This is a genomic window from Neorhizobium tunisiense (assembly GCF_039631515.1).
Taxonomy (GTDB): domain Bacteria; phylum Pseudomonadota; class Alphaproteobacteria; order Rhizobiales; family Rhizobiaceae; genus Neorhizobium.
Genome location: NZ_JBDIUU010000008.1, coordinates 130,651 through 153,091 on the forward strand (window position 1 = coordinate 130,651; position 22,441 = coordinate 153,091).

Consider the following 22,441-nt stretch of genomic DNA (forward strand, 5'->3'; position numbering starts at 1 on the left):
ACGGACACAAAACATCCACACACCTTGTTCAACCTGGGAGGAAGACGCATGCAAACCACATCAAAACGGAAACTCATCAAATCGGTCGCGGCACTGGGCATTAGTACCGCCATCTTCGCTTTCCTTGCTCCGCAAGCCTTTGCTCAGAGCACAAAGATCATCTACCAGACGTTCTTGGATCCGAACAATTCGAAGGATCCCCGGTCTGCTGCTCAGACCAAGATGATCGACGCTTTTCAGGCGAAGAACCCTGACATCAAGGTCGAGCTCCTTGTCGATCCGACGGGGGCAACAGCAGCTCGTGCTATCAAGTCCGGCAGCCAGACACCGGACGTGATCCGCGTGGTCGGCTTTGCTGTTCCCGAATTTGCTGCAACTGGAAATCTTCTCCAGCTCGATGACTTGGTGAAGAAGGACGGCATCCCGGATGAGGATTGGCTCTTGCCGCTGTCCAGCACGAAAGTCGCCGGAAAGCTTTATGCTCTCCCCCAGGATTTTCGCATTCCGATCCTCTTCTACCGCAAGAGCATGCTGGAGAAGGCCGGGGTGAAGCCGCCGACGACCTGGGATGAAGTGTGTGCACTAGGTGCCAAATTCGGCGAATCCGACACGATTCCGTTCGCCGTTCCGCTGGGAGCCACAGGCGGCCTTGGTGGCGCCCAGAGCCTGGGCGAATTCTTCCTGAGTACAATGCTGCCTGGAAACGGCGGTGAATACTTCACCCCTGATGGTAAGATTGCTTTCTCAAAAGAGTCGTTCATCAAAGCGGCGCAAACGATCAAAAATTTTTATACGACATGCAAGGTGACGCCGCTGCGTAGCGCGCAGATGGGGTTCAACGAGTTGCACGACGCGATCCGGTCAGGCAGTGCGGCGTCGGCCGTTTTCGGCCTGTATCGTTATAAGACAGTGAAGCAGCAAGGTGGCGGTGATGATTTGGCCTGGGCGCCGGCGCCAGGATATACAGCAAATGACAAACAGACGGTCTACAGCTACAACATTGCGATCAACAAGAAGACCGTCAATCAGGGTGCCGCTTGGACCTTCGTGAAGTTCATGGTGTCACCCGAGGCACAAGCTTTCGCAGCCGAGGGCGGCGAAGTTGTATCGCGTAAATCAGCGTACACTGCGCCATATTTCCAGAGCGATGCCGGTACGGATCAGAAGAAGTGGGCTGACCTGGTAGCCCAGCGCGGCCAAACTGTGACCTACACCCCCATCCTCTCCACGTATCATACCATCTTGGGCGAAGCTTTCCAAAGAATGATCCTGAAAGACGGATCGCCGGCAGATGCCTACGATGAGCTGACCGAACGGTATGGCGCGGCACTCGCGAAGGCGCAGTAATTGACCTAACTGCAGATGAAAATGCTGGATGGGGGTGAATAGTCTCCTCCATCCAGCGCCCGCCAAGACATTACCATCAACGCGCGTCGCCGATCGTCGACGCGAAGATTAGTGGTTTCGACGGCCCGTGTTCAGGCTTTTCGCCGGCTGAAATAAGCCGACGGCATCGGTGTGCCCGGCGATCGCAGATCGTGCGTGAACACCATCCGAACCGAGCCGCTTTCAAACCCGCAGAGAGGCATCGGCTATGAGGTATCGTTACCTTGGGAGGACGGGAGTTCAGGTCAGCGAATACATGCTGGGGACCATGAGCTACGGATCAGATGGGAATACTGACGAAAAAGAGTGCATGGACATCGTGCACCATGCTTTGGACCGCGGCATCAACTTCATCGACACTGCGGACACCTATTCCCATGGAGAGGCCGAAGAGATCGTCGGCAAAGCGATTGCAGGCCGTCGGGACAAGGTGGTGCTCGCAACCAAGTTTCGTCTGGCGGCCGGTGAAGGACGCAACGAACAGGGCGGATCACGCTACTGGATTATGAAGCAGGTCGAAAATAGCCTGCGCCGGCTGAATACCGATCATATTGATCTTTACCAAATGCATCGGCCCGACCTTCAAACTGATCTCGATGAGACACTGGGCGCCCTTAGCGACCTGGTAACCCAAGGCAAAGTTCGCTACATCGGCTCCTCGACACTGCCGAGCTGGTACCTTGCTGAGACGCAATCGGTTAGCCGATTGAATAAGACGGCACGGTTCATCAATGAGAGCTCGCCCTACTCGATCTTTCAACGCGCCGTAGAGAGAGAAACCCTTCCCGCAGTTCAACACTATCGTATGGGATTTACCGCCTGGAGCCCCCTGAACGGCGGCTGGTTAACCGGCAAATACAAAGCCGATGGCTCCACGCCGTCTGGTTCCCGGGCCGAGCGCGTCAAAGGGCAGTGGGGACAACACTATCCTATCCTGCAAACCCGCTTCGACATGCAGCGCGAGGGCAACAGGCGTAAACTGGAACTGCTTCCAGAACTTGAACGCGTCGCAACTGAGGCCGGCTTGTCCCTCATGCACATGGCTCAGGCGTTTCCCCTAGCGCATGCCGCGGTGACGTCTGTGATCCTCGGGCCTCGTACGCTCGAGCAGTTCAAGGCCATGGAAGCCGGGTTTGAGACCGTTCTTCACGCATCGACGCTTGACCAGATTGACGAACTTGTGCCGCCGGGAGCGCTCATTGAGGAAGCTGACCGTGGCTATGTCTCTCCATGGCTCGCGAAGGAGGTTCGGCGTTACGTGAGGAAGGTGGACTAGCAAAAGCCGACTGCGATCGCGCTTTTGCTGTCAGGCAAAAAGCCCATCGTTTTTCGGCCCAACCGAGCGACCCGTCCGGATACCAAGGCTGTGGCGGCGACCTGTCGAATGTCCGAGGACCACTGAAATTCAAACACGAAGAGGGCCGATGACAAACATTGTCTTCAACCACGCCACTGTGCGAGAGAAAGCAGATATGTTGACGTTTCTTCGCCTCTGCTCGGAGCGAGGACTTCAGACCGTCTCCATTTGGGGAGACGAGATTGCCAAGGTCGGCGAAAAAGACGCTCTCTCTGTTTTGCAAGATTTCGGGATGGCGGTCTCAGGCTATAATCGCGTTGGACCGTTGGCAGCCGATTGCCTTGACCGGGCTGGGGCGGAGCTTGAGCGCGCAGCAAGATTTGGGGCTGATCATGTTTTCCTGTTTACAGGAGGCTTGCGAGATAATGAAAAGGATCTGGGTTCAGCAAGACGGCGGATCGAGGATCTGGTTGGCAAAGTCCTTGAGCGCGCACGCAAGATCGGAGTGAAGCTGGCGATTGAGCCACTTCATCCAATGCTTACCGGCGATCGCACCGTGATCTCCAGCCTTTCCCATGCAAATTCCCTCTGCGAAGCATTAGGACCGGGCATCGGTGTGGTCGTCGATGTTTATCATTGCTGGTGGGACGAGCGACTGGCAGCCGAAATCGAACGGGCGGGCGACGCCGGCCGGCTGTTTGGATTTCATGTCAACGACTGGCTGATCCCTACGCGGCATCTCCTGACCGATCGAGGTATGATGGGAGACGGGATCATAGACCTGCGCGGCATCTACTCGATGATGCAAGATGCCGGCTACCATGGAGCGGTCGAGGTAGAGATTTTCTCCACCGACTGGTGGTCTCGCGACCCAGCGGAGGTGATGGACATCGCGATCGATCGCTGTCGCAGCCTGTTCAGCAAGGAATGAACTTATGCGCGTGAATATTCCCAACCTTGATGGCAACTCACGTATCTACGCTGTGTTTGGCGATCCAATCCACCAGGTCCAGACGCCGCGCCTGATCAACCCGATCTTTGCCGCCGCCGAAGTTAACATCTACGCGGTGCCGTTTCTGATAACCGCCGAACATTTCGCCGCGGCGTGGGATATTTTTGCTGCGATTCCCAACCTTTGCGGTATCAGCACGACCATCCCTCACAAGGTGGCGGCTGCCAAGAGGTGTTCAACCCTCACGCCGACGGCAAAGGCAGTCGGTGCCGTCAACTGCGTCCAGCGTGGCGAGGACGGCCAGATGCATGGCGCGCTCTTTGATGGTGTGGGCTTCGTTGAAGGACTTGGAGGGGGGAAATCGCGACTGCGCGGCGCCCGTGTGCTGCTTGTCGGGGCAGGCGGAGCAGGCCGCGCGATCGCCTTTGCGCTAGCTGAACAAGGCGTAGGGAAGATCGATCTTATGGACCTTTCGGCCGAATCCATCGCGTTCACCGCCAATATGGTCAATTCCTTCCGTGGCGAGGAATGCGCAGTTGCAGTCGATGGATCGGCAGGCTGGGACTACGATATCGTCATCAATGCGTCTCCGATCGGCGTCAAGGGTGACAGCGTCTTTCCTATGCCGGCCGCCGCCATACGGCCTGAAATGGTCATCGCAGACATCGCCAGCTTGAGCGGCGAAACGGAACTACTGCGCGCCGCTAAGGCAGCCGGCGCAACCCTATCTGATGGAAATGACATGCTGCTTGCGCAGATCCGCCTGATGGCAGGTTTCGCCGCAGGCTTGCCGGCAGGAACTGCGCTTTAACCGAAAAACCCAGCGAAAGATTACATCATGAAGATCAAAGCCCAGGGGATCGTTCCCGTTATGCTTACCCCTTTCACGCCGGATAACCGGATCGATTGGGAAGGTCTCGAGCGACTTGTTGAATGGTACATCGACAACGGGGCGGATACGCTCTTCGCCGTCTGCCAGTCGAGCGAGATGCAGAAGTTGTCGCTGGAGGAGCGAGTTGAGCTTTCCAAGAAGGTGGTCTCCTTGGCGGCCGGGCGCGTGCCGGTCATCTCATCAGGACACATCAGCGAGAGCCGGGATGACCAGCGCGCCGAACTGGTGGCGATGGCTGAGACTGGTATTGACGCGCTTGTCCTGGTCAGCAACCGGCTCGACACCGGGAATGCCGGAACCGAAGCATTCCGTTCCGCCCTCGATGGAATCTTGAGTTGGCTCCCCAGCGACCTGGCCCTCGGTCTGTACGAATGCCCTGCTCCCTATCGCCGCCTCTTGAGCGACGACGAATTCAAGCTGTGCCGCGACACCGGCCGCTTCGTAACGCTGAAGGATGTCTCCTGCGACCTCGAAACGGTCAAGCGGCGCGTCGCGCTTTCTGGCGATTCCGGCTTTGCGATCGTCAACGCCAATGCGGCCATCGCCGCTGCCGCTATGCGCGCAGGTTCGAAAGGCTTCTCTGGCGTCTTCACCAACATCCACCCAGACCTCTACGCCTGGCTTTACAAGCACGCTTCCGAAGACAGCGATTTGCGCCGCGAACTTGAAAACTTCCTGGCGCTGGCAGCGATGGCCGAGCCGATGGGCTATCCCGGTCTTGCCAAGGTTTGGCACAAGCGCCTTGGCACGTTTGAGAGCGTTCATTCCCGTGTCACAGATTATGACATTGCCGAGCGGCACTGGGCAGTCATGGATCTGCTAGACCATATTCGGCAAGGGACCGACAGGTTCAGAGAGCGGATCAAGCAAGTCTCCTAGCCACTAGCCACCGTCGAGTTTGCTTCTTCAATGGGTGGGAACGAGCGCCACGCATTGAAGAACAATGGTCATCCGCGGAGCGCGCCGTCATCTTTCAAGCGAAGCCGTCCAAGAGGCAGAAATGATCCCTACTTTAGCAACACCTGATCAAATTGCGTTGGCTTATCAACTTCGCAGCCTCCGTCTTGACGGAAGACAGATTCCGACGGGTCAGCTCGTGTCAATGCCCTTAGCGCTTGAGGACGCAAAAGAGGTGCAGAGGCAGTTGTCGAAACTCGAAGGAGTAGACATCCCGGCTTGGAAAGTCGCCAAATCGCCCGACGGCGAACCTGTTATCGCTCCGCTTCATCCATACTTCGATAATCCTTCCGGTGCGGTTATCGCATGGCGAAGGAACATAAAACTGGAGATAGAAGTTGCCGTGGAGCTTTGCCAGGATCTTCCTGTTCGGGCCGACACATCCTATGAGCGGGTCGACATCGAGGCCGCAGTTTCAAACGTGTACCTTGGTGCAGAGTTGGTTTGGAGCGGCATTTTGGAAGGTGGCAGCATTTCCTTCCAGGCCTTTCTGGCAGACCGCCTCGGAAATATTGGATACGTAAGAGGGCCGGCTCTAACCCTATCAGTTCTTCAGCCCGGTTCGAGTTTTCCCCTCAAGATTTGGCTCAACGAGCAGGTCGTTTTCGACGCTGCCGCAGAGCATCCGACGAAGGATCCGCTTACCTGGCTCTGCGGATACGCGAACAATCGATCCAGGCCTGACGAAGTGCTTAGAGCAGGCTCGATTATCACGACGGGAAGCCTCTGTGGCGCACTCGAAATTACCAATCCGGGGGACCTATCCGTCCAACTGGGCGAGAACGATGTGCTGGATTTTGCGCTGTCGTAGGCCTCTTTACGGATGACGAAAAAGGAGCCCGAAGTGATGCAGTTGAACGCTTCCTACACTGTGAACACCTACTCTTACACGACCCGTTACTCCGCTCTCGATTGCCTACGCCATCTTTCTGGTCTTGGCTTTTCTAGCTTCGAAATGATGCTTGTCCCGGGGCATTTTTGGCCGAGTACCGCGACAGTCGCGGAGCGCAAGGCGGTCGAAAGTCTTCTAAACGAACGAAGCATTCGCATCGAAACCCTCAATCAGCCAAATCTCGACGTTAATCTTGCAGCCCTGACGCCCGAATGCCGCAACTACTCTTGCGGTGTTGTTGCCGCTGCGTTGGAACTTGCGGCTGACTGGGGTGCCGCTGGAGTAGTCATCAACCCTGGGAAGACAAACCCTGTTTTCCCGGCGAGTCCTGAGAAGCTCACTGAATGTTTTCAATCGTCTCTCGACATCCTTGTGCCGCGCGCGGCCGATCTGCAGGTCCAGCTCATAGTTAAGAACCATCCGCTGTCGTGGCTATATAAGGGGACCGACCTTCTGTCCTTTTTCGATCGTTACGGTTGGACGAACATCGGGTTGGGATACGACATTGCGAATGCTGCCTTCGGGCGCGATCCGGCGATCGACGTGATTCCTAAATTAAAAAAGCATCTGTCCGCCATCTACGTTGCAGACACGCCCCTAGAAGAGTTTCGTCACGATCCACCTGGAGGAGGCGCAGTGTCATTTGAACCTATCGCTCAGGTTCTGGAGAGCATCGATTATCGCGGACCTTCGATTTTCGAGATCGTTTCAGCTGACCCGGACAGAGCAATTCTGGAAAGCGCATCATTTCTGAACAAATTCTGGCGACCGAGATGATCGAGATCGGTCCATTGGCCTGCGATCTTTCTCTCTTAGATTGCAGATAAAACCGCATCACGCAGCTAGATGTCGCGCTGAAAGCGACTAGGAGACGTCAATGATCATAAATACTTTTTCCTACCTTTGGAAATCCACTGCGATACAGGCGATGTCTGAACTTATCCGGCATGGCTTTACAGTATTTGAAGTTCCCGTGAGTTCCCCACACTGCTGGCCGGACGAAATGTCGACAAGTTCGCGCTTGGATGCGAGAAAGCAACTGCAGGACCACGGAGCGAGCGTCAGGTCGCTGAATGCTGGCGGATATGATATTAATCTGGCCAGCCCAGGCGCAAATATGAGGCGCAAAAGCACTGACCACATTAAAGATGTCATCCAACTCGCGGTCGATTGGGGGGTAGCCGACGTTGTAATCTCTCCAGGAACGCGTCGTCCGATGATTTCTCCCACCATCCCGCAAACCCTTGGATGGCTATATGAGAGTCTTGACGTGCTTCTACCGGTTGCAAAGCAAGCCGGCGTGCGGCTGCTCATGGAGAACACCCCCTATTGTTTCAGACCGACAATCGGGGAACTCGTCGGTCTCGTCGAGGAAATCAAAAGCGAAAATCTGGGCATCGTCTATGACGTCGCAAACGCGGCCTACATTGGCGAGGATCCAGTAGCGAGTCTTCGGTTGCATCACTCTCACATAGGTCTCGTGCATATCTCGGATACAGGTACGGACGTCTGGGGCCACGATCCTATCGGCACGGGGATCATAGATTTTGAGGGTCTCGGGCGAGCCGTCGATTCAGTTTTTAGTATTGATAGCGTCGTCCTCGAGGTTATTCGCGAAGAAGAGCCGCTGCTGGAAGTTAACAATGCGATTCAGGAGCTCAAAAAGAGGGGCTGGAGGGTTGATTGATAAACCCCGCATCGCAATTCCGCTCGGTGGAAGATACCGCGTCGGCAAATGAGCGCGCTTCGCCCACGATGCCTTGGCGAACGCAAGTTTTTGTGAGTGCCCTGACGCCCTAGATGCCACAACAAGCCATCTTGCTGGACAGGCACAGTTCAGCAATTTTCGTATCTGGAATACATTTAGAATTACATTGTGATTTGGAAATGAATTCCATACAATTCCACAATAGAAATGGGAGAAGTGTCCATGAAAGTTTTAGTGAGTGGAGGAAGCCGCGGAATTGGCGCGGCGGTTTGTATACGTATCGCAGAAGCTGCTGCATCAAGAGGCGAGCGTGCTCAGATCGCAGTGTGTGGCCTTGGTTCCTCCGAAGGGCAAGAGGACGTTGCGCGGTCGGTGCGCGCGTTGGGAGGCGATGCTATTGCGTTGTCCGGCGACCTGGGCAACATCGATGTGGCCCCGAACCTCGTAGAGGCTGCGGTGTCGGAGTTTGGTGGTCTGGACGCTCTTGTTGCCAATGCTGGCATCGCAAGTCCCGGAAATATCTGTGATTTGTCGGTTGCAGATTGGGACAAGATGTTCGCGGTCAACCTTCGCGGGGCATGGCTCCTTGCGAAATACTGCTATCCGCATCTGAAGCAGAGTCGAGGCGCAGCGTGTTTCACATCGTCAATGTCGGGACAAGTACCTCATGCGGGATCAGGTGCATATAGTCCAAGCAAAGCAGCGCTAACCATGCTTGCGAAGACCCTTGCCTTGGAATGGGCGCCGGATGGCATTCGTTCGAACATCGTCTCTCCGGGAATGACGCACACTCCAATGTCCGCAAAGATGTATGCCGATCCAGCGATTAAGCGGGCGAGAGAGGATCTGATCCCACTTTCCAGGATCGGCGATCCAAAAGACATTGCTAATGCGATTGAGTTCCTGATAAGCCCACTTGCGAGTTACATCACCGGTCAAGACCTCTGCGTCGACGGCGGCTTCTCAAAATCAATCTTAAGCCATATCCCTGGGCGCCCGAGCTCAAATTCGTAGTCAGCGAAGTCGCGACCGCACGCTTGAATACACTCCAGCATTTGGCCCCGGAAGACGAAAGCTTTTGAAGGTTCTGGCGATCGATGCCATTGACACCGAACTGACGGCAATAGTCCATTTTGCGCCGGGATATTGATGCCGCCAAAAATGCAATCGAACTCCCTTGGAGCAACGGTCAAGCCGAAGGGCAGATCAACCGCCTCAAGATGCTGAAGCGAGCAATGTACGGCCGCGCTGGGCCAGAACTGATGAGGGCGAGAATGCTGCCGCTGAATCACAGAAATTGAGGATGAACCCATTTTACTGCCAAGCGACACCTCCCTCGCAAGACCGCACTGGCCAGCAAAACACATCGCCGCCTCGGTGGAGGCCAAGCTGAAATTCCGCGGCTTCGACAATCTTTATGTCGTTGATGCCTCGGTCATTCCGAGCATCACATCCGGCCCCGTCCAGGCGGCGGTTCTGGCGATTGCCGAAAACTTCTCCGCCGGCTTTACCGGCCGATAAAGCTTTCCTCCAGGCTGGTATCGCCCCAGGGCGCCATGATCTCGGTGGCGCCGCAGTTGCGGCCCTCGCTGCGCATCACGCCAACCGGCACCGCGAAGGCATAAGGATGGACGGTGCGCTTGGCGGCGACAGTCGGCACAATCTCGGCCAGAGCCGACTGGATCTCCGCTGAGAGATCCTCGTCGGCAATGATTTGTGAGAGGCCGCTGACATCAATCCGCGGATGAAGAAATGCCTCTTCCAAGCTCATGCCAAAATCGACCATGTAGCTGATGAGATTGGTGACCGCCGGCAGGATTTTTCGTCCGCCGGCAGCGCCGATCGCAAACATCCGGCCGCGGTGTTCGCCGATCGTCGGGCAGACATTCATCAGGCAGGCTTTTCCGGGCGCAAGCGAGTTCGATTTGCCCGGTTCCGGGTCGAACCACATGATGCCGTTGTTCATCAGCATGCCAGTCGAAGGCGAGACGACGCGGCTGCCGAATTTCGACAGAAGCGTCTGTGTGACATTGACCATGTTGCCGGCCTTGTCGACAACACTAAAGGATGTCGTGCAGGGGGCCGCTTCCGCATCACAGCTCTCGTCGCCGGCATTTTCGAGCCGGTCCTGATAGGCCGCTCGCAAGGCACGGGCCATGGCGGCATAACTGCCGGAATCAGGACTTTTGCCGGCCGAGAGCTCAGCCTCCATCAGCCGCAGCGTCGTCACCAGTTCACTGCCTGCGCTGAGACCGGAAGGCGCATGGATCGTTGCATCCCTGTAGGAGACGGTGCGGGTCGGGCTGACACGGGCGCGGTAAGCCCTCAGGTCCTCATGCGACAGCGGATTGCCCTTGTCGCGCATGTCAGAGACGAGTGCCTCGGCCAGCTGACCTTCGTAGAAATCCCGCGGCCCGGCTTCCGCCAGACGCCGCAACGCGGCCGCCATCACCGACTGGTCGAGCCGACTTTCCTTGGTATCGGTCCAGCCGGCAATGTTCGGCCATTGTCCGTCGATGAGGAAAAGCTTTGCCGCGTCCTTGTCCTTCGCCAGCTGACGCGTCACCGAAGCAATCATCAGCGAAGCATACCAGTCGACCAACATGCCCTTTTCCGCCAAAGCCACGGCCGGCGCCAGAAGCTCGGACCAAGGCCGCGTCGCATAGCGCTGGTGGGCAAGCTCCATGCCGGCCACAAGGCCGGGGACGGCAATCGAATGAGGACCAAAAATATTGCGGTCATCCTTGACGCGCGCCCAGGTGAAAAGGTCCGATACGCCGCCGCTTTCGACCAGCGGATAATCCGAAAGCTTGAGCCCGACCGGCGCACGCATGCCGAACTCGATCGTTTCGGCTCGCTTTTCGCCAGCACGCCAGAGCGTCATCATGCCGCCGCCCATCGGGCCGCTCATCCATGGCTCGACCACGCCGAGCGCGAAGGAGGTGGCGATCGCCGCATCCATCGCATCGCCACCCTCTGCCAAGATCTTTGCACCGACCTCAGCTGCGGTCCGATGGTGGGCGGCAACCAGCCCGCCGTTGGTCCAGACGACATCCTTGCTGACACGCTGCGTCTTTGAAAAATTGCTCATCGGGCGGTCCTCGGGATGCGGATGTCAGTCGTCGTTGGGCACGTAGGCGATGACTTCTATCTCGAGTCCGCAATCCATCGGCGTACGGCCGGCCTGCATGCGGGCGCGGGCGGGTAACGTCTCGCGGCTGGAGAAATATTTGATATAAACCTTCTCGAATTCTTCGGCCTGGGTCTGGTCCTTCAGCCAGACATTGGTCTTCAGCAGGCAATCCATGTTGGAGCCGGCTGCCTCGACCAGTTTCTTGATATTCTCCATGATGATCTCGACCTGTCGCGGAAACGGTGTGTCGGGCATCGGCGGAACCTTGGTGCCGGCAGCGCGGGCGGCAGCAACCTTAGCGCAGAAGGCCGCGTCGAAGGGCGCCAGCCCCGAAAGATAGAGCATGTCGCCGTAACGGACGCAGAGATTGTAGGCGCCGCCGTTTTCCGGCACGTCAGCCTTGATGATCTGCTTGTGCATCGAATTGTCTCCCTGTTGATGTCAGCTTTAACTTGGCTTCCAGCGATGCAGCATGTTGACCATGCTGCGCGCCACGAAGGGGCCGAAGATCGAAACGGCGAATAGACGCAGCGTCTGCAGCGTCATGACGAAGGTCATGTCGGCTCCGGCGTTGACGGCAATCAGCGCGATGGAATCGATGCTGCCCGGCACAGTCGCCAGAAGCGCGCTCATCAGGTCGACGCCGGCGATAACCGAAAGCACGGCACCCGAAGCACCGCAAAGCAACATCAGCAGGAATGCGGCGCCGACCAGCGACGGCAGCGCACGGGTGCCGACACGCAAGATATCCGGTGTCATCCGAAGGCCGATATGCGCACCGAAGGCGAGATAAGCGAGCGCCACCAGCCAGGCCGGCACGGCGAGATTGACGCCGGCAACCTGCAGCGCCCCGCCAAGCGTCAAGGGCACCAGCGATGCCGCTGATGGAATGAAGCGCAGATAACGGCCACTGAGCCCGCCGACGAATGCCAGGCCCAGCACGATCGATATCGAGGCGAGATCCGGCGCAGACCCCGCGGCCGGATGTGCAACCGCAGCACCGACGATGAATAGCGCCGCGACGACCATGGTTGTGATGACCACCATCAGCCGCACCGTCTGGATCAGCGCCACGAGACGGCTGTCGAGACCGTGCTCGTGCGCCATGGCAATCACAGTACCTGCCATTCCCGGCAGAAAACCCCAGATAGCGACCTCGCCGTCTATCCCCGACGTGCGCGCCGACATCCAGCCGGTAAAGCAGGAGGCAAGGAAGGTCAGCGCTACGAAGACGATGACGATCGGCCAGATCTCGCCCATCCGCACCAGCAGCGCGGAATCGAGATGGGCGGCGATCAGACATCCGGCAACACCCTGTGCCATGCGGTGCATGACGCCGGGAATACGAACCTCGCAGCCGCCCCGCGCCATGACGATGCCGACGACCATCGGGCCGAGCATCAATGCGGCGGGAAGCGAAAGCAGTTGCAGCACCTGTCCGAGGACGAGGCCCGCTGCCAGCAACAGCAGCCATTGCAACGGCACCGGCAATGTCGAGACCTTCATCACGATTTTGAAGGCCGCGCCTCGATGCCTGCAGCGCGCAGACGATCTTCCACCGCTGCAGCCTGCCGCAGGAGGGCGGCATCCTCGCCCGGACGGGTAACCAGCTGAAGTGCGACGGGCAGACCCGCCGGGCCGAATCCGGCCGGAATGGTGACACTCGGGCAGCCGAGCAAGGTCCAGCGGATATTATAGGTTGCAGGCCCGGTCCGTTCGAGGCCGAGTGGAGCCTCACCCGGTGCGGACGGAGTGATAAGGAAGTCCGTATCGCCGAACAAGGCGTCGAGATTGGCAAGGGCATGATCCCGCGCCGCAAGACCGGCCTGCCAGCCTGCAAAGGTGCTCTTTGCCTGCCGCTGCATGAAAGCATGAGTGTCCGGTGTCAGCTTGTCCCAATGAAGGTCGCGGTCGGTGCTGAGCGCGATCGAAGCCTCCCAGCCGAAGACATCGACCTGCGCCCGGCCGAGCGCCTCGAACCAGGCCGGTACCGTCTGTGTCGACACGGAACCAAGCACGGAGGCGGCCCGTTCGAGCGGCGAAAAATCGGCGACAGGATCGTGAAGCGGCAGGCAGAGCCCCATTTTCGAAAGCGGCAGAGTATCTTCAGGGGTGAGAATATCCGGAGTAAGCTCCGGCCGCCGCATGCAGACCGAGACGAGCAGCGCGAGGTCGCGGATGTCGCGCGCCATCGGCCCGACGACATCGAGCGTCTGCGACAACGGCTTGACACCAAAGGTCTCGATCAGTTTCGGCGACGGTTTCATTGCCGCAACGCCGCAATAGGCGGCCGGGCGGATGGTGGAGCCTGAGGTCTGGGTGCCGAGGCCGAGCAGGATCAGCCCTACACCGAGCGCCGCCGCCGTGCCGCTGGAAGAGCCGCCCGGAGTGCGCTTCGGATCGAACGGATTGACGGTGGCGCCGGGGGATGCGGTGGCAAATTCGGTCGAGACCGTCTTGCCCATAAAGACCGCGCCGGCCTGGCGGGCGAGATGGACGACCGGCGCATCCCGGCAGGGCTGCCAACCGGGATAGGCAGCCGAACCGTATTCCGTCGGCATGTCGCGCGTCTCGATGACATCCTTGATGCCGAATGGGACGCCGGCAAGCGGCCCTTTTGGCGCCACGGCAGCGAGCGCACGGGTCTTTTCGGGCGCGTGATGGATGAAGGCGTGCAGCGACGGCTCGGCCGTGGCGATGCGATCGAGCCACATTTCGGTGACGGCCTCGGCAGTGAGCGTGCCGGCGGCAACGGCCTTGGCGATCGCGCGTGCGCTCGTCGCGGTGATGTCGGCGGCGGATGGCTTTGACGAATTCATAGTCATGATGTCACCTTCGGGATGTCAGGCTGAAAGTTTCGGACGACGCATCGCCCAGGGGCTGGCGGCTTCGAGCTGGCCGGCAAGGCTGAACAGCAGGGCTTCGGCGCCAAAGGCGGCACCGAAATGAACGCCGACGGGAACGCCCGCTTCGGTCCAGTAGAGCGGCACGCTCATGGCCGGGCATCCCGAGGCGTTGAAGACCGCCGTCAGCGGCGCGTGGTTCCAGAAGCGCTGGAAGAATTCCTTAACGCCGAGGCCCACGCCCGATAGATGGCCGAGCTTCGGAGCCACTTCCGCAGTCGTCGGCGAGAGATAGATGTCGTAGTCGGAGAAATAGCGGCCCATCGCCCGACTCGACTGATGCAGCGCGTCGATTGCGCCGAGATAGTCGGTGCCGGACAGTCCCTCGCCCATCTTCACCCATTCGGCATTGACGGGTTCAAGCAGTGCCAGCGGATCGGCGATGTTTTTTGCCTTGGCAAGGTTGCGGATGCCGCGGGCAATATTGACGGCCGCGATGGTCAGCCAGGCCCAACTCACCGCCTCGCGGTCATAGTTCGGAGCGGCCAGCTCGACCTTGTGGCCAAGCTTTTCGCAGAGAGCGGTCGCCGCTTCGACGGCTGCCCGGCAATCGGCATCACCGGTGACTTCCATGCCGATCTTGAGCGAGCGCGGCGGGCGGGAGACGGCATCGAGGAAACTGCCTTCCATCGGAGGAGGCCCCCAGGGGTCGCCGATATCGGCACCGTGCGTGACATCGAGCATGGCGGCACTGTCGCGCACCGACCGGCTGATCGCATGCAGCGTTCCCATGCCGCCAACGGTTTCGACGATGGCGGGACCAAAGGGATTGCGCCCGCGCGAGGGCTTGAGGCCAAAGACGCCGCAATGGGCGGCCGGGACGCGGATCGAGCCTGCGCCATCCGAGCATTGCGTCATCGGCATGATGCCGGCCGCGACCGCTGCGGCAGCACCGCCGGAAGAACCACCCGGCGTGCGCGTCAGATCCCAGGGGTTCCGGGCCGGCCCATAAAACGTGCCTTCAGTGGTAAAGCTCAGCGCCAGTTCGGGCGTGTTGGTGCGGCCGAGAAAGGCAAAACCCGCCTTGCGCAGCCGTGTGCCCATCGTGCTGTCGGCGGAGCTGACGACATCCTGGTGAAGCCGCGTGCCCGAGGTGATCGGCATGTCCTTCAAAGGCACGCCGGTATCCTTCAGGAGAAGTGGCACGCCGGCAAAAGGCCCCTCGGTCGCGTAGGACGTTTCATCCGGAAAATGGTGCACGACCGCGTTCAGGCTCGGATTCAATGCCGCGATCCGGGCCTTCGCCTCCTTGATGAAGTGATCCGGCGCCACTTCGCCGCGTCTGACCAGATCCGCCATGGCGAGCGCATCGAGACTGTCATAGTCCATTTTCAGTCCTTTCAGATCCCGGTTCCGCTGCTCCGACAGATGCCGCCGCATGCCAGAGAAGGGTCGATGTTCCGGCCGGCAGCCGGGCTTCGGGACGCCGTCCTTTCAGGACGAGCATCCGTCGGCCCAGCCCCCTGCCGGCGGCTTCTCGTGCCTCAACCATAAAAATTCCATCCGGCGGCAGGATCTGCATCACATCGAATTGCCAACCGGTCGGGCCGGCTTCGATCGTCGTCTCGAAAGGGCGCCCGAGCAGGCGTTCCGCCTCATCCAACCGACCACTCCTGATGAACTGGCGGACCTGGCTGGAGGAGATCCGAACGCCCTCCTCTCCCCGATCCCGGCATTCGCCGACAACATGGGTCGCGAAACCGCACATCCGGCCAATCGTCTGTAGCAGTTGCACGTCTCCCGCGCGGAACTGGCCAAAGCGGAAATCGGCGCCGGTCACGACAGCCGAAATGCTAAGCCGCGCGACGAGATGGTCGAGCACGAATCTTTCCGCCGCCTGGCCCGCAAACTGCGCGTCGAAGACGGGCGCATAGATGAGGTCGATGCCCGCCTCGGCCAGAAGCCGCCTCTGCACCGCATTGCCCGAAATCAGGAACCCCTGCTCTCCCCGGAAATGATGTCGGGGATGCGGGTCGAATTGCAGGATCGCCAGAGGGCTTCCAGTTTTCCTCGACCGCCATGAGGCAAGCGCGAGCAGCGCCTGATGGCCGAGATGCAGACCGTCGAAATTGCCGAGCAGCAGGACAGATCCACGCAATTCGTCCGGCAGGGCACCGGCGCCGTCATGGACGACCGGAGCCTGCACAACGAAGCGGTCCTGCTCCATGGCAACCATGTCAGCCGAGTGTCGCATACCAGTCGATCACCTCTGATACGGGAATGCAGTCGGCATATTTCTTGTGCATGTCGTAGAGATTGGCGAAATGCGGGCTCTCATGTAGGTCGGCCACGCATTCGATCGGCACGATCGTCCGATAGCCGCGCGACAGGCTGTCGACAACCGTCGCCCGCACGCAGCCGGAGGTCGAGCCGCCGGTGACGATGACCGTATCGGTCTTGTGGTATGTGGCGAGAGAAGCGACATGTGTCTCGAAAAAAGCGGACGGCATCTTCTTGTTGAGAATGACGTCACCTTTCACCACATCGAGGCGCGGATCGAGCGCCGCGCGCGGCGATCCTTCCTTGATGTTCTGCAGGCTGTCCGGCGTATCGGTGCGGGAACCGAACACACCGCAATCGTCGCCGGATTCCGAAAAGGCGACATAGGTCCAGATGACCGGCAGGCCAAGCCGGCGCGTCTCCGACGCTAGCTTGTTGACGTATTCGGTCTGCTTCGGATCCGTCTCATAGGCTGTCTTGTAGATGTCCGGCTGCGTATAGGCGCATTGCAGGTCGACATTGATCAGCATCGGGCGGGTGCCGAAGCCGTAACGCGGGCGTGTAGGGTTCTTGCTCAGATGTTCGAACATCTGGCGGGCGGTCATATCGGACAGTTCCATATCGACTCCTGCGGGCTGCACTGCAATCGTGGTGGCGAGGCCTTGAGGTTCAGGCCTCGCCTTTTGTCGGAGAAGCGTCGGCTCAGCCCTTGCTCATCCAGTCGAGCCAGCGAAGGCGGACCTGATCGGCATTCGCCACCCACCAGGCCTGATCGATCTGCACGTTGCGGGCCGAATTTTCCGGGTAGCCGGGAAGCTGCTGCTTCATCTCGGCCGGGATGTCGCCGTAGATCGAGGTATTCGCCAGACTGAACGGCATCTTCGTCGCAAAGCCGAGCGAACCCTTCGCCATCAGCGCATAGGCGATCAGCTTCTGCGCATTGGCGCCGCCGGGAGCGGACTTCGGGATAACCCAGTAATCCTGTTCGACGATGCTCTGGTTGAAGGTGAAATCGACCTTGCCGGACCTCTTCTTCTCATCGAGCGTGCGCGACAGGCTCGACCCCATCAGGTCGACCTCGCCATTCTGCATCAGGACGCCCCACTGGGAGGTTTTTTCCACCCAGAGATTGATCTTCGGCCGCAACTCGTCGAGCGCCTTGAAGGCGTCGTTGATGTTGATCGGGTAGATCTTTTCCGGCGGAACACCAGCCGCCATCAGGGCGATCTCGAAGGAAGGCCGGGGCTGGGCATACAGGGCGCGACGTCCCTTGAAGCGGGTCGTATCGGCCCATTCCTTCCAGTCCTTCGGACCGTCCTTGCCGAACAGCGTCGTGTTCCACGCGATCACGGTCGAAAAACCGACCGAACCGACACCATATTCCTTGATCACCTTCGGGTCGATCTGCTCCTTCGGCACGATCTTGAAGATCAGGTCGTAATCGATCTTCTGCAAAAGGCCCTTCTTCATCGCCAGTTCCATCTGGGTGCCTTCGGCATCCAGAAGATCCCATTCGACATTGCCGACATTTTCCATGACTTCGAGCTTGGCGATGTCAGGCACGGAAGCGGTCGAGACGTTGACGCCGCTCACCTCGGAAAACGGCTTGAACCAGACCTCCTTCATGGCGTCGGTCGAGGCGCCGCCCCAGGTGCAGACGACGACGTCGCCCGACCCCTTCAGTAGCGACATGTCCTGCGCCAGGGCGGTCTTGATGCCGGTTGCAAGCGCAAGGCCCGTGGCGCCCATTCCGGCAAGAAAACTGCGGCGGTCGAGTTCGGTGCCTGCGGTCTCCGCCAGCTGAACGGAATAGGATGGGTCATTCTCTTTCATCATGGGATGATCTCCGGAGGGGATGGACGAGATAACATTCGGCATGCCTTGCCCCGGCCAGCGCGACATCCGCGCCGGCTAAGGCAAAAATTGCAGCTCAGAGAATGGAGCGCCGGCTTAGCGGCTGCTCAGCCAGTTGAGCCAACGGGTCTGGACTTCCGCATCATGCTCCAGCCACCACTGGGCATTGATCGTCAGGCTGTTGGCCGAGTGTTCCGGCGTGCCGGGCATCTTCGCAAGAAGCTCTTTCGGCAGGCCGTCATACGCCGTCTTGTTGGCCACGCTGTAATAGGGAAACAGCTTGAGCGACGCCCTCTGGCCTTCGGCCTGCATCATCCAGGCCACCAGTTTCTGGGCGTCCTTGACGTTCGGTGCGCCCTTGGGAATCGTCCAGAAAGACTGTTCCATGATGCTCTGGTTGAAGTTGATCGCGAGCGGCTCACCCTTGTCGATCTGGGTGACCGTGCGTCCCAGGCTCGACCCCATCAGGTCGACTTCCTTGTTCTGGATCAGCACGTCCCATTGCGAGGTCTCCTCGACCCAGAGATCGACGCTCGGGCCAAATTTCGCCAGCGCCTTGAAGGCACGGTCGATATCGATCGGATAGACGTCCTTCGGCGCCACACCATCGGCCATCAGCATGATTTCCAGCGTCGGCTTCGGCCGGGCATAAAGCGCGCGGCGGCCGGGGAACGCCTTCTTGTCGAAAAATTCCGTCCAGTTGGCAGGACCTTTCTTGCCGACCGTCTCGGTATTCCAGGCCATGATCGTACCGAATGCGATCGAACCGATGCCATATTTCGTCATCTGCGCCGGATCGAGCTGATCCTTCGGCACCAGCTTGTACATCAGGTCGTAATCGATCGGCTCCAGCAGGTCGCCCTTCATGGCCTGCAGCATCTGCGCGCCTTCGAAATCAACCACGTCCCATTCGACATTGCCGACCTGGCTCATGATCTTCAGCTTGGCGACGTCGGGAATGGAGGTGAAGGTGACGTCGATGCCAGTCGCCTTGGGGAAATCGCCATACCAGGCGGCGTGCATCTTTTCGACCGTCGGGCCGCCCCAGTTGTTGACCACGAGCTTGCCGGTGCCCTTGAATTCGGGGGGGACTTCCGCAGCGTGGAGGCCGATCGGCAATGACATCGCGAGTGCCACGAGGGCGGACAATCCAAATCTAGATTTCATCGGTCTCTCCTGTCGGAAGTGCTGGCCCGTGGACGTGCTTGGGAGGCATTCGGGGCGGTTGGATGAATCGTGTTTCTGCCTGCTTTGTCTGGACGGCATTGGCCATCAGTGGGTCATGACGTGTGCCGTTTCCGGAGCCCAAAACAGGCGGCGGACGGCGCCCCGTTCGGGAATGTCGATCGTGCCATCGAGTGGCCGCGTCACGACGAGCGTGCCGTGGCCCGTCGCGAACTGCATATGCAGAAGGCTGCCGAGGAAGCGGGCATTGGCGAGCGTGCCCTCGATCGCCCAGTCCGGCGCCGGCTGGCCTGGAGCTGCGAGACGCACCGTTTCCGGCCGCACGCAGAGGATTGCCGTATCGGAACGCGCTTCGATCATCGGGAAGGCCCGGTCGCCGCATTTCAGGCTGTTGCCGTCGGCCACGCCGTGGAAGAGGTTGGATTCACCGAAGAAGTTGGCAACAAAGCTGTTCTGCGGCTTCAGATAGAGATCGCGCGGCGTAGCGACCTGCTGAACCCGGCCTTCGTCGATGACGGCGACGCGGTCGGACATGTTGAGTGCCTCTTCCTGGTCATGGGTGACGAAGATCACCGTCTGGCCAAGGCTCTGCTGCAGGCTGCGGATCTCGCGCTGCATATCGACGCGCAGGTTGCGGTCGAGCGCCGAAAGCGGCTCATCCATCAGAAGTGCGCGCGGACCGAAGGAGATGGCGCGGGCAAGCGCAATGCGCTGCTGCTGGCCGCCCGAAAGCTGGGCGATGCGCCGTTCGGCGAAGTCCTGCATGTGGACGCGCTCCAGCGCCCATTTCACCTTGGCCTGCTGCTCGGATTTCGAGACGCCGCGGGCCCGCAACGGATAGGCGACGTTCTGCGCAACGGTCATGTGGGGGAAGAGCGCGTAGGACTGGAAGACGACGCCGATATCGCGCTGGTGCGGGGGCACGCGGGAAATGTCGCGTTTGCCGAGCATGAGGCGGCCGGCATCGGGCGAGATGAAGCCGGCAACCAGCATCAGAAGCGTGGTCTTGCCCGAACCCGAGGGACCGAGAATGGTCAGGAACTCGCCCGGCCTGACCGAGAAATTAGCCTCTTCGACAACGACCTTGTCGCCGTAGAACTTGCTTATGTGCTGGAAATCGATGCCGTAGCCATGCTGCTCGCCGGCCTTGACGGGACCTGCCTCTGCAGAAGGGACGATGGCGGGCGGAGCGGTCTTGAGTGCGACGTTCATGGGCAGGGGTCCATTGGCAGGGAGGTCAACGGCGGGCGAGGCATTCGCGGCAGCGGCGGCGAGTGTTTTCGCACGGCTGGCGAGAACACCGGTCCGAGCGGCTTTCCAGATGTTCCAGCCTGCGAAAGCTACAAGCACGAGGAACAGCTGGGCGGAGGCGATGGAGGTAATGGTCTTGTCGAGGCCGTTCTGGCTGAGGCCGTCCCAGACTTTTCTCGGCAGGGTCTCGAAACGCGGGCTCGAGAGGAATTGCGCAAGCACGACCTCATCGAAGGAAAACACGAAGGAGAAGATCGCGGCGGCAATGATGGCCGGCACGAGGAGCGGCAGGATCACCTCGAAGAGCGTGCGGATCTGGGTCGCTCCGAGCGAGGCGGAGGCCCGCTCATAGGCCGGGTCGAGGCTCGCGAGCCGCGACATGACCGGCATGACGACGAAGGGCAGCACGACGATGGCATGGGCGAAGGCCAGCGCCCACATCGAACCGAGCAGGCCATTGCGGGCAAAGACGATATAGAGGCCGACCGAAATCACCATCAGCGGTACGATCATCGGCGCGATGAAGAACATTTTCAGGAATTTCGAGAGCGCCTTGTTCTCTACACGCGACATGCCGATCGCCGCAGCCGTGCCGGTGACCGTCGCAAGCAGGGTGGCGAGGGCCGCCACCCGCAACGACAGCAGCGCATCGCGGCCCCAGCGGGGATCGTCGATGAGGTTATAATACCATTCGAGCGACAGTTCCTTCGGCGGGAAGACGATGGCACTGCCGGCGCCAAAACTGATCGGCACGATCATGATCACCGGCAGGATGATGATGACGAGCATCACCCAGCCGTAGATCTTCAGGGAACGGGCGGCATTGCCCTGGACGAGGAGTTCCATTATTTGCCTCCCTTGTCATAGATGCGGTCGATGCCGGCGATGCGGTCGTAGAGGAAAAGCAGGCCGAGGCAGAAAACAAGCAGGACCATGGATGTGGCTGCCGCAAGCTGAAGATTGCCGAGTTGCTGGATCTGGTCGCGGATCGCCATGACGATGGTTGGCGCACGGCCACCGCCGAGAATGGCCGGCGTGATGAAGAAACCGAAGGCGAGCGTGAAGACCAGCATCGATCCGGCGACGAGGCCGGGAAGGCTGAGCGGCATGTAGATGTCGCGAAACACCCTTGCCGGGCTTGCCCCGAGGCTCAAGCCTGCCCTGACATAGGCGGGATCGATCGCCTTCATGGCCGGGATCAGGGTCAGGACCATGAACGGCAGAAGGATATGGACCATGCCGATATAAGCGCCGAGCTTATTATAGACGAGCTCCAGCGGACTATCGATGACGCCGATGCCGACCAGGAAGTTGTTGATGATGCCGCGCCGCTGCAGGATGATGATCCAGGCAAAGGTTCTCGCGAGAAAGCTCAGCCACAGCGTAATGAACAGCACGACGCCCATCCAGGCGGCAAAACGCGAGCTGACATTGACCATCAGATACGCGAGCGGATAGGCAAACAGCGCGCAGAGCACGGTGGTAATGAACGCCAGCTGAAGCGTGAACATCAACAGCTTCAGATAGACCGGCTGCATCAGGTCGATATAACCCTGAACCGAAAACCCGGTTTTCGTACCACCGCCAAAGCTCATCCATAGCAGCACGAGCAGGGGCATGACGAAAAGCCCGATCATCGCCACGGTCGGCAGCGCCATCAGCGAAACCGTCAGGCCCCGCTGCTGTCTCTGCCACGCCGTGAGCGTCACGGGCGGCGGACCAGGCATGAGCCTGTTGGCCTTTTCCGCAGGCTCGGATGCATCGATCGGAGTCATCGCTTCTCCTGTATTCTCCGCCGGTCAGGCATGGGA

General features: G+C 59.6%; 21 protein-coding genes. 10 read left to right on the plus strand and 11 right to left on the minus strand.

The features are described from left to right. Positions 1-48: 48 nt before the first annotated feature. The 10 genes from ABCW43_RS22080 (at position 49) to ABCW43_RS22125 (ending at position 9,605) form a co-directional block, all read left to right on the plus strand. Positions 49-1,347 carry an ABC transporter substrate-binding protein gene (locus ABCW43_RS22080; protein WP_345928425.1) on the plus strand — a complete coding sequence of 433 codons (1,299 nt, stop codon included), beginning with the start codon at positions 49-51 and terminating at the stop codon, positions 1,345-1,347. Between the two features lie 307 nt (positions 1,348-1,654). Beyond that, positions 1,655-2,662, plus strand: coding sequence for an aldo/keto reductase (locus tag ABCW43_RS22085; protein ID WP_345928758.1), 1,008 nt, complete (start codon positions 1,655-1,657; stop codon positions 2,660-2,662). A gap of 148 nt (positions 2,663-2,810) precedes the next feature. Further along, positions 2,811-3,614, plus strand: a complete 804-nt coding sequence (locus ABCW43_RS22090) for a sugar phosphate isomerase/epimerase family protein (protein ID WP_345928427.1) — start codon at positions 2,811-2,813, stop codon at positions 3,612-3,614. A gap of 4 nt (positions 3,615-3,618) precedes the next feature. Continuing rightward, positions 3,619-4,446 (plus strand): shikimate dehydrogenase family protein, encoded by an 828-nt coding sequence (locus ABCW43_RS22095; protein ID WP_345928429.1) that lies wholly within the window; start codon positions 3,619-3,621, stop codon positions 4,444-4,446. Between the two features lie 27 nt (positions 4,447-4,473). Next, positions 4,474-5,406, plus strand: coding sequence for a Dap2 family DHDPS-related protein (locus tag ABCW43_RS22100; protein ID WP_345928431.1), 933 nt, complete (start codon positions 4,474-4,476; stop codon positions 5,404-5,406). Between the two features lie 121 nt (positions 5,407-5,527). Next, on the plus strand, positions 5,528-6,295 hold the full coding sequence (locus tag ABCW43_RS22105) for a 2-keto-4-pentenoate hydratase (protein WP_345928433.1): 768 nt from the start codon (positions 5,528-5,530) through the stop codon (positions 6,293-6,295). A gap of 36 nt (positions 6,296-6,331) precedes the next feature. After that, positions 6,332-7,153 carry a sugar phosphate isomerase/epimerase family protein gene (locus ABCW43_RS22110; protein WP_345928760.1) on the plus strand — a complete coding sequence of 274 codons (822 nt, stop codon included), beginning with the start codon at positions 6,332-6,334 and terminating at the stop codon, positions 7,151-7,153. Between the two features lie 100 nt (positions 7,154-7,253). Continuing rightward, complete coding sequence (locus tag ABCW43_RS22115; protein ID WP_345928435.1) at positions 7,254-8,063, plus strand: sugar phosphate isomerase/epimerase family protein; 810 nt, start codon at positions 7,254-7,256, stop codon at positions 8,061-8,063. Between the two features lie 243 nt (positions 8,064-8,306). Next, positions 8,307-9,098 (plus strand): SDR family NAD(P)-dependent oxidoreductase, encoded by a 792-nt coding sequence (locus ABCW43_RS22120; RefSeq protein WP_345928437.1) that lies wholly within the window; start codon positions 8,307-8,309, stop codon positions 9,096-9,098. 363 nt (positions 9,099-9,461) lie between these two features. Next, the gene (locus tag ABCW43_RS22125) at positions 9,462-9,605 is read left to right on the plus strand and encodes a GMC oxidoreductase (RefSeq protein WP_345928439.1); all 144 of its coding nucleotides are present in this window, start codon (positions 9,462-9,464) and stop codon (positions 9,603-9,605) included. On the opposite strand, the gene ABCW43_RS22130 is transcribed toward ABCW43_RS22125, so the two are convergent. The 11 genes from ABCW43_RS22130 to ABCW43_RS22180 all read right to left on the minus strand — a co-directional run bounded on the left by ABCW43_RS22130 (position 9,592) and on the right by ABCW43_RS22180 (position 22,405). Beyond that, positions 9,592-11,175: a gamma-glutamyltransferase gene (locus ABCW43_RS22130; RefSeq protein ID WP_345928441.1), complete on the minus strand. Its 1,584-nt coding sequence runs from the start codon at positions 11,173-11,175 to the stop codon at positions 9,592-9,594. The genes ABCW43_RS22125 and ABCW43_RS22130 overlap by 14 nt on opposite strands. A 24-nt stretch (positions 11,176-11,199) precedes the next feature. Next, on the minus strand, positions 11,200-11,637 hold the full coding sequence (locus ABCW43_RS22135) for a RidA family protein (RefSeq protein ID WP_345928443.1): 438 nt from the start codon (positions 11,635-11,637) through the stop codon (positions 11,200-11,202). Between the two features lie 27 nt (positions 11,638-11,664). Further along, the gene (locus tag ABCW43_RS22140) at positions 11,665-12,723 is read right to left on the minus strand and encodes an AbrB family protein (protein ID WP_345928445.1); all 1,059 of its coding nucleotides are present in this window, start codon (positions 12,721-12,723) and stop codon (positions 11,665-11,667) included. Continuing rightward, a complete protein-coding gene (locus tag ABCW43_RS22145; protein ID WP_345928447.1) occupies positions 12,723-14,042 on the minus strand; it encodes an amidase in 1,320 nt (439 codons plus the stop codon). The genes ABCW43_RS22140 and ABCW43_RS22145 overlap by 1 nt, the downstream gene beginning before the upstream one ends. A gap of 18 nt (positions 14,043-14,060) precedes the next feature. Next, positions 14,061-15,449 carry an amidase gene (locus ABCW43_RS22150; protein WP_345928449.1) on the minus strand — a complete coding sequence of 463 codons (1,389 nt, stop codon included), beginning with the start codon at positions 15,447-15,449 and terminating at the stop codon, positions 14,061-14,063. After that, complete coding sequence (locus tag ABCW43_RS22155; protein WP_345928450.1) at positions 15,439-16,314, minus strand: hypothetical protein; 876 nt, start codon at positions 16,312-16,314, stop codon at positions 15,439-15,441. The genes ABCW43_RS22150 and ABCW43_RS22155 overlap by 11 nt, the downstream gene beginning before the upstream one ends. Continuing rightward, positions 16,298-16,960 (minus strand): isochorismatase family protein, encoded by a 663-nt coding sequence (locus ABCW43_RS22160; RefSeq protein WP_345928452.1) that lies wholly within the window; start codon positions 16,958-16,960, stop codon positions 16,298-16,300. The genes ABCW43_RS22155 and ABCW43_RS22160 overlap by 17 nt, the downstream gene beginning before the upstream one ends. Before the next feature lie 82 nt (positions 16,961-17,042). Next, complete coding sequence (locus tag ABCW43_RS22165; RefSeq protein WP_345928454.1) at positions 17,043-18,176, minus strand: ABC transporter substrate-binding protein; 1,134 nt, start codon at positions 18,174-18,176, stop codon at positions 17,043-17,045. A 114-nt stretch (positions 18,177-18,290) separates the two neighbouring features. Next, a complete protein-coding gene (locus ABCW43_RS22170) occupies positions 18,291-19,361 on the minus strand; it encodes an ABC transporter substrate-binding protein (RefSeq protein WP_345928456.1) in 1,071 nt (356 codons plus the stop codon). Between the two features lie 105 nt (positions 19,362-19,466). Beyond that, complete coding sequence (locus ABCW43_RS22175) at positions 19,467-21,476, minus strand: ATP-binding cassette domain-containing protein (RefSeq protein ID WP_345928458.1); 2,010 nt, start codon at positions 21,474-21,476, stop codon at positions 19,467-19,469. Further along, positions 21,476-22,405, minus strand: a complete 930-nt coding sequence (locus tag ABCW43_RS22180) for an ABC transporter permease (protein WP_345928460.1) — start codon at positions 22,403-22,405, stop codon at positions 21,476-21,478. The genes ABCW43_RS22175 and ABCW43_RS22180 overlap by 1 nt, the downstream gene beginning before the upstream one ends. Positions 22,406-22,441: the final 36 nt, after the last annotated feature.

Bases quoted from the DNA above. Each gene is read 5' to 3' on its own strand.
- ABCW43_RS22080 (WP_345928425.1), top strand. From the start codon at position 49: ATGCAAACCACATCAAAACGGAAACTCATCAAATCGGTCGCGGCACTG.
- ABCW43_RS22085 (WP_345928758.1), top strand. From the start codon at position 1,655: ATGAGCTACGGATCAGATGGGAATACTGACGAAAAAGAGTGCATGGAC.
- ABCW43_RS22090 (WP_345928427.1), top strand. From the start codon at position 2,811: ATGACAAACATTGTCTTCAACCACGCCACTGTGCGAGAGAAAGCAGAT.
- ABCW43_RS22095 (WP_345928429.1), top strand. From the start codon at position 3,619: ATGCGCGTGAATATTCCCAACCTTGATGGCAACTCACGTATCTACGCT.
- ABCW43_RS22100 (WP_345928431.1), top strand. From the start codon at position 4,474: ATGAAGATCAAAGCCCAGGGGATCGTTCCCGTTATGCTTACCCCTTTC.
- ABCW43_RS22105 (WP_345928433.1), top strand. From the start codon at position 5,528: ATGATCCCTACTTTAGCAACACCTGATCAAATTGCGTTGGCTTATCAA.
- ABCW43_RS22110 (WP_345928760.1), top strand. From the start codon at position 6,332: ATGCAGTTGAACGCTTCCTACACTGTGAACACCTACTCTTACACGACC.
- ABCW43_RS22115 (WP_345928435.1), top strand. From the start codon at position 7,254: ATGATCATAAATACTTTTTCCTACCTTTGGAAATCCACTGCGATACAG.
- ABCW43_RS22120 (WP_345928437.1), top strand. From the start codon at position 8,307: ATGAAAGTTTTAGTGAGTGGAGGAAGCCGCGGAATTGGCGCGGCGGTT.
- ABCW43_RS22130 (WP_345928441.1), bottom strand. From the start codon at position 11,175: ATGAGCAATTTTTCAAAGACGCAGCGTGTCAGCAAGGATGTCGTCTGG.
- ABCW43_RS22135 (WP_345928443.1), bottom strand. From the start codon at position 11,637: ATGCACAAGCAGATCATCAAGGCTGACGTGCCGGAAAACGGCGGCGCC.
- ABCW43_RS22140 (WP_345928445.1), bottom strand. From the start codon at position 12,723: ATGAAGGTCTCGACATTGCCGGTGCCGTTGCAATGGCTGCTGTTGCTG.
- ABCW43_RS22145 (WP_345928447.1), bottom strand. From the start codon at position 14,042: ATGACTATGAATTCGTCAAAGCCATCCGCCGCCGACATCACCGCGACG.
- ABCW43_RS22150 (WP_345928449.1), bottom strand. From the start codon at position 15,449: ATGGACTATGACAGTCTCGATGCGCTCGCCATGGCGGATCTGGTCAGA.
- ABCW43_RS22155 (WP_345928450.1), bottom strand. From the start codon at position 16,314: ATGCGACACTCGGCTGACATGGTTGCCATGGAGCAGGACCGCTTCGTT.
- ABCW43_RS22160 (WP_345928452.1), bottom strand. From the start codon at position 16,960: ATGGAACTGTCCGATATGACCGCCCGCCAGATGTTCGAACATCTGAGC.
- ABCW43_RS22165 (WP_345928454.1), bottom strand. From the start codon at position 18,176: ATGATGAAAGAGAATGACCCATCCTATTCCGTTCAGCTGGCGGAGACC.
- ABCW43_RS22170 (WP_345928456.1), bottom strand. From the start codon at position 19,361: ATGAAATCTAGATTTGGATTGTCCGCCCTCGTGGCACTCGCGATGTCA.
- ABCW43_RS22175 (WP_345928458.1), bottom strand. From the start codon at position 21,476: ATGGAACTCCTCGTCCAGGGCAATGCCGCCCGTTCCCTGAAGATCTAC.
- ABCW43_RS22180 (WP_345928460.1), bottom strand. From the start codon at position 22,405: ATGACTCCGATCGATGCATCCGAGCCTGCGGAAAAGGCCAACAGGCTC.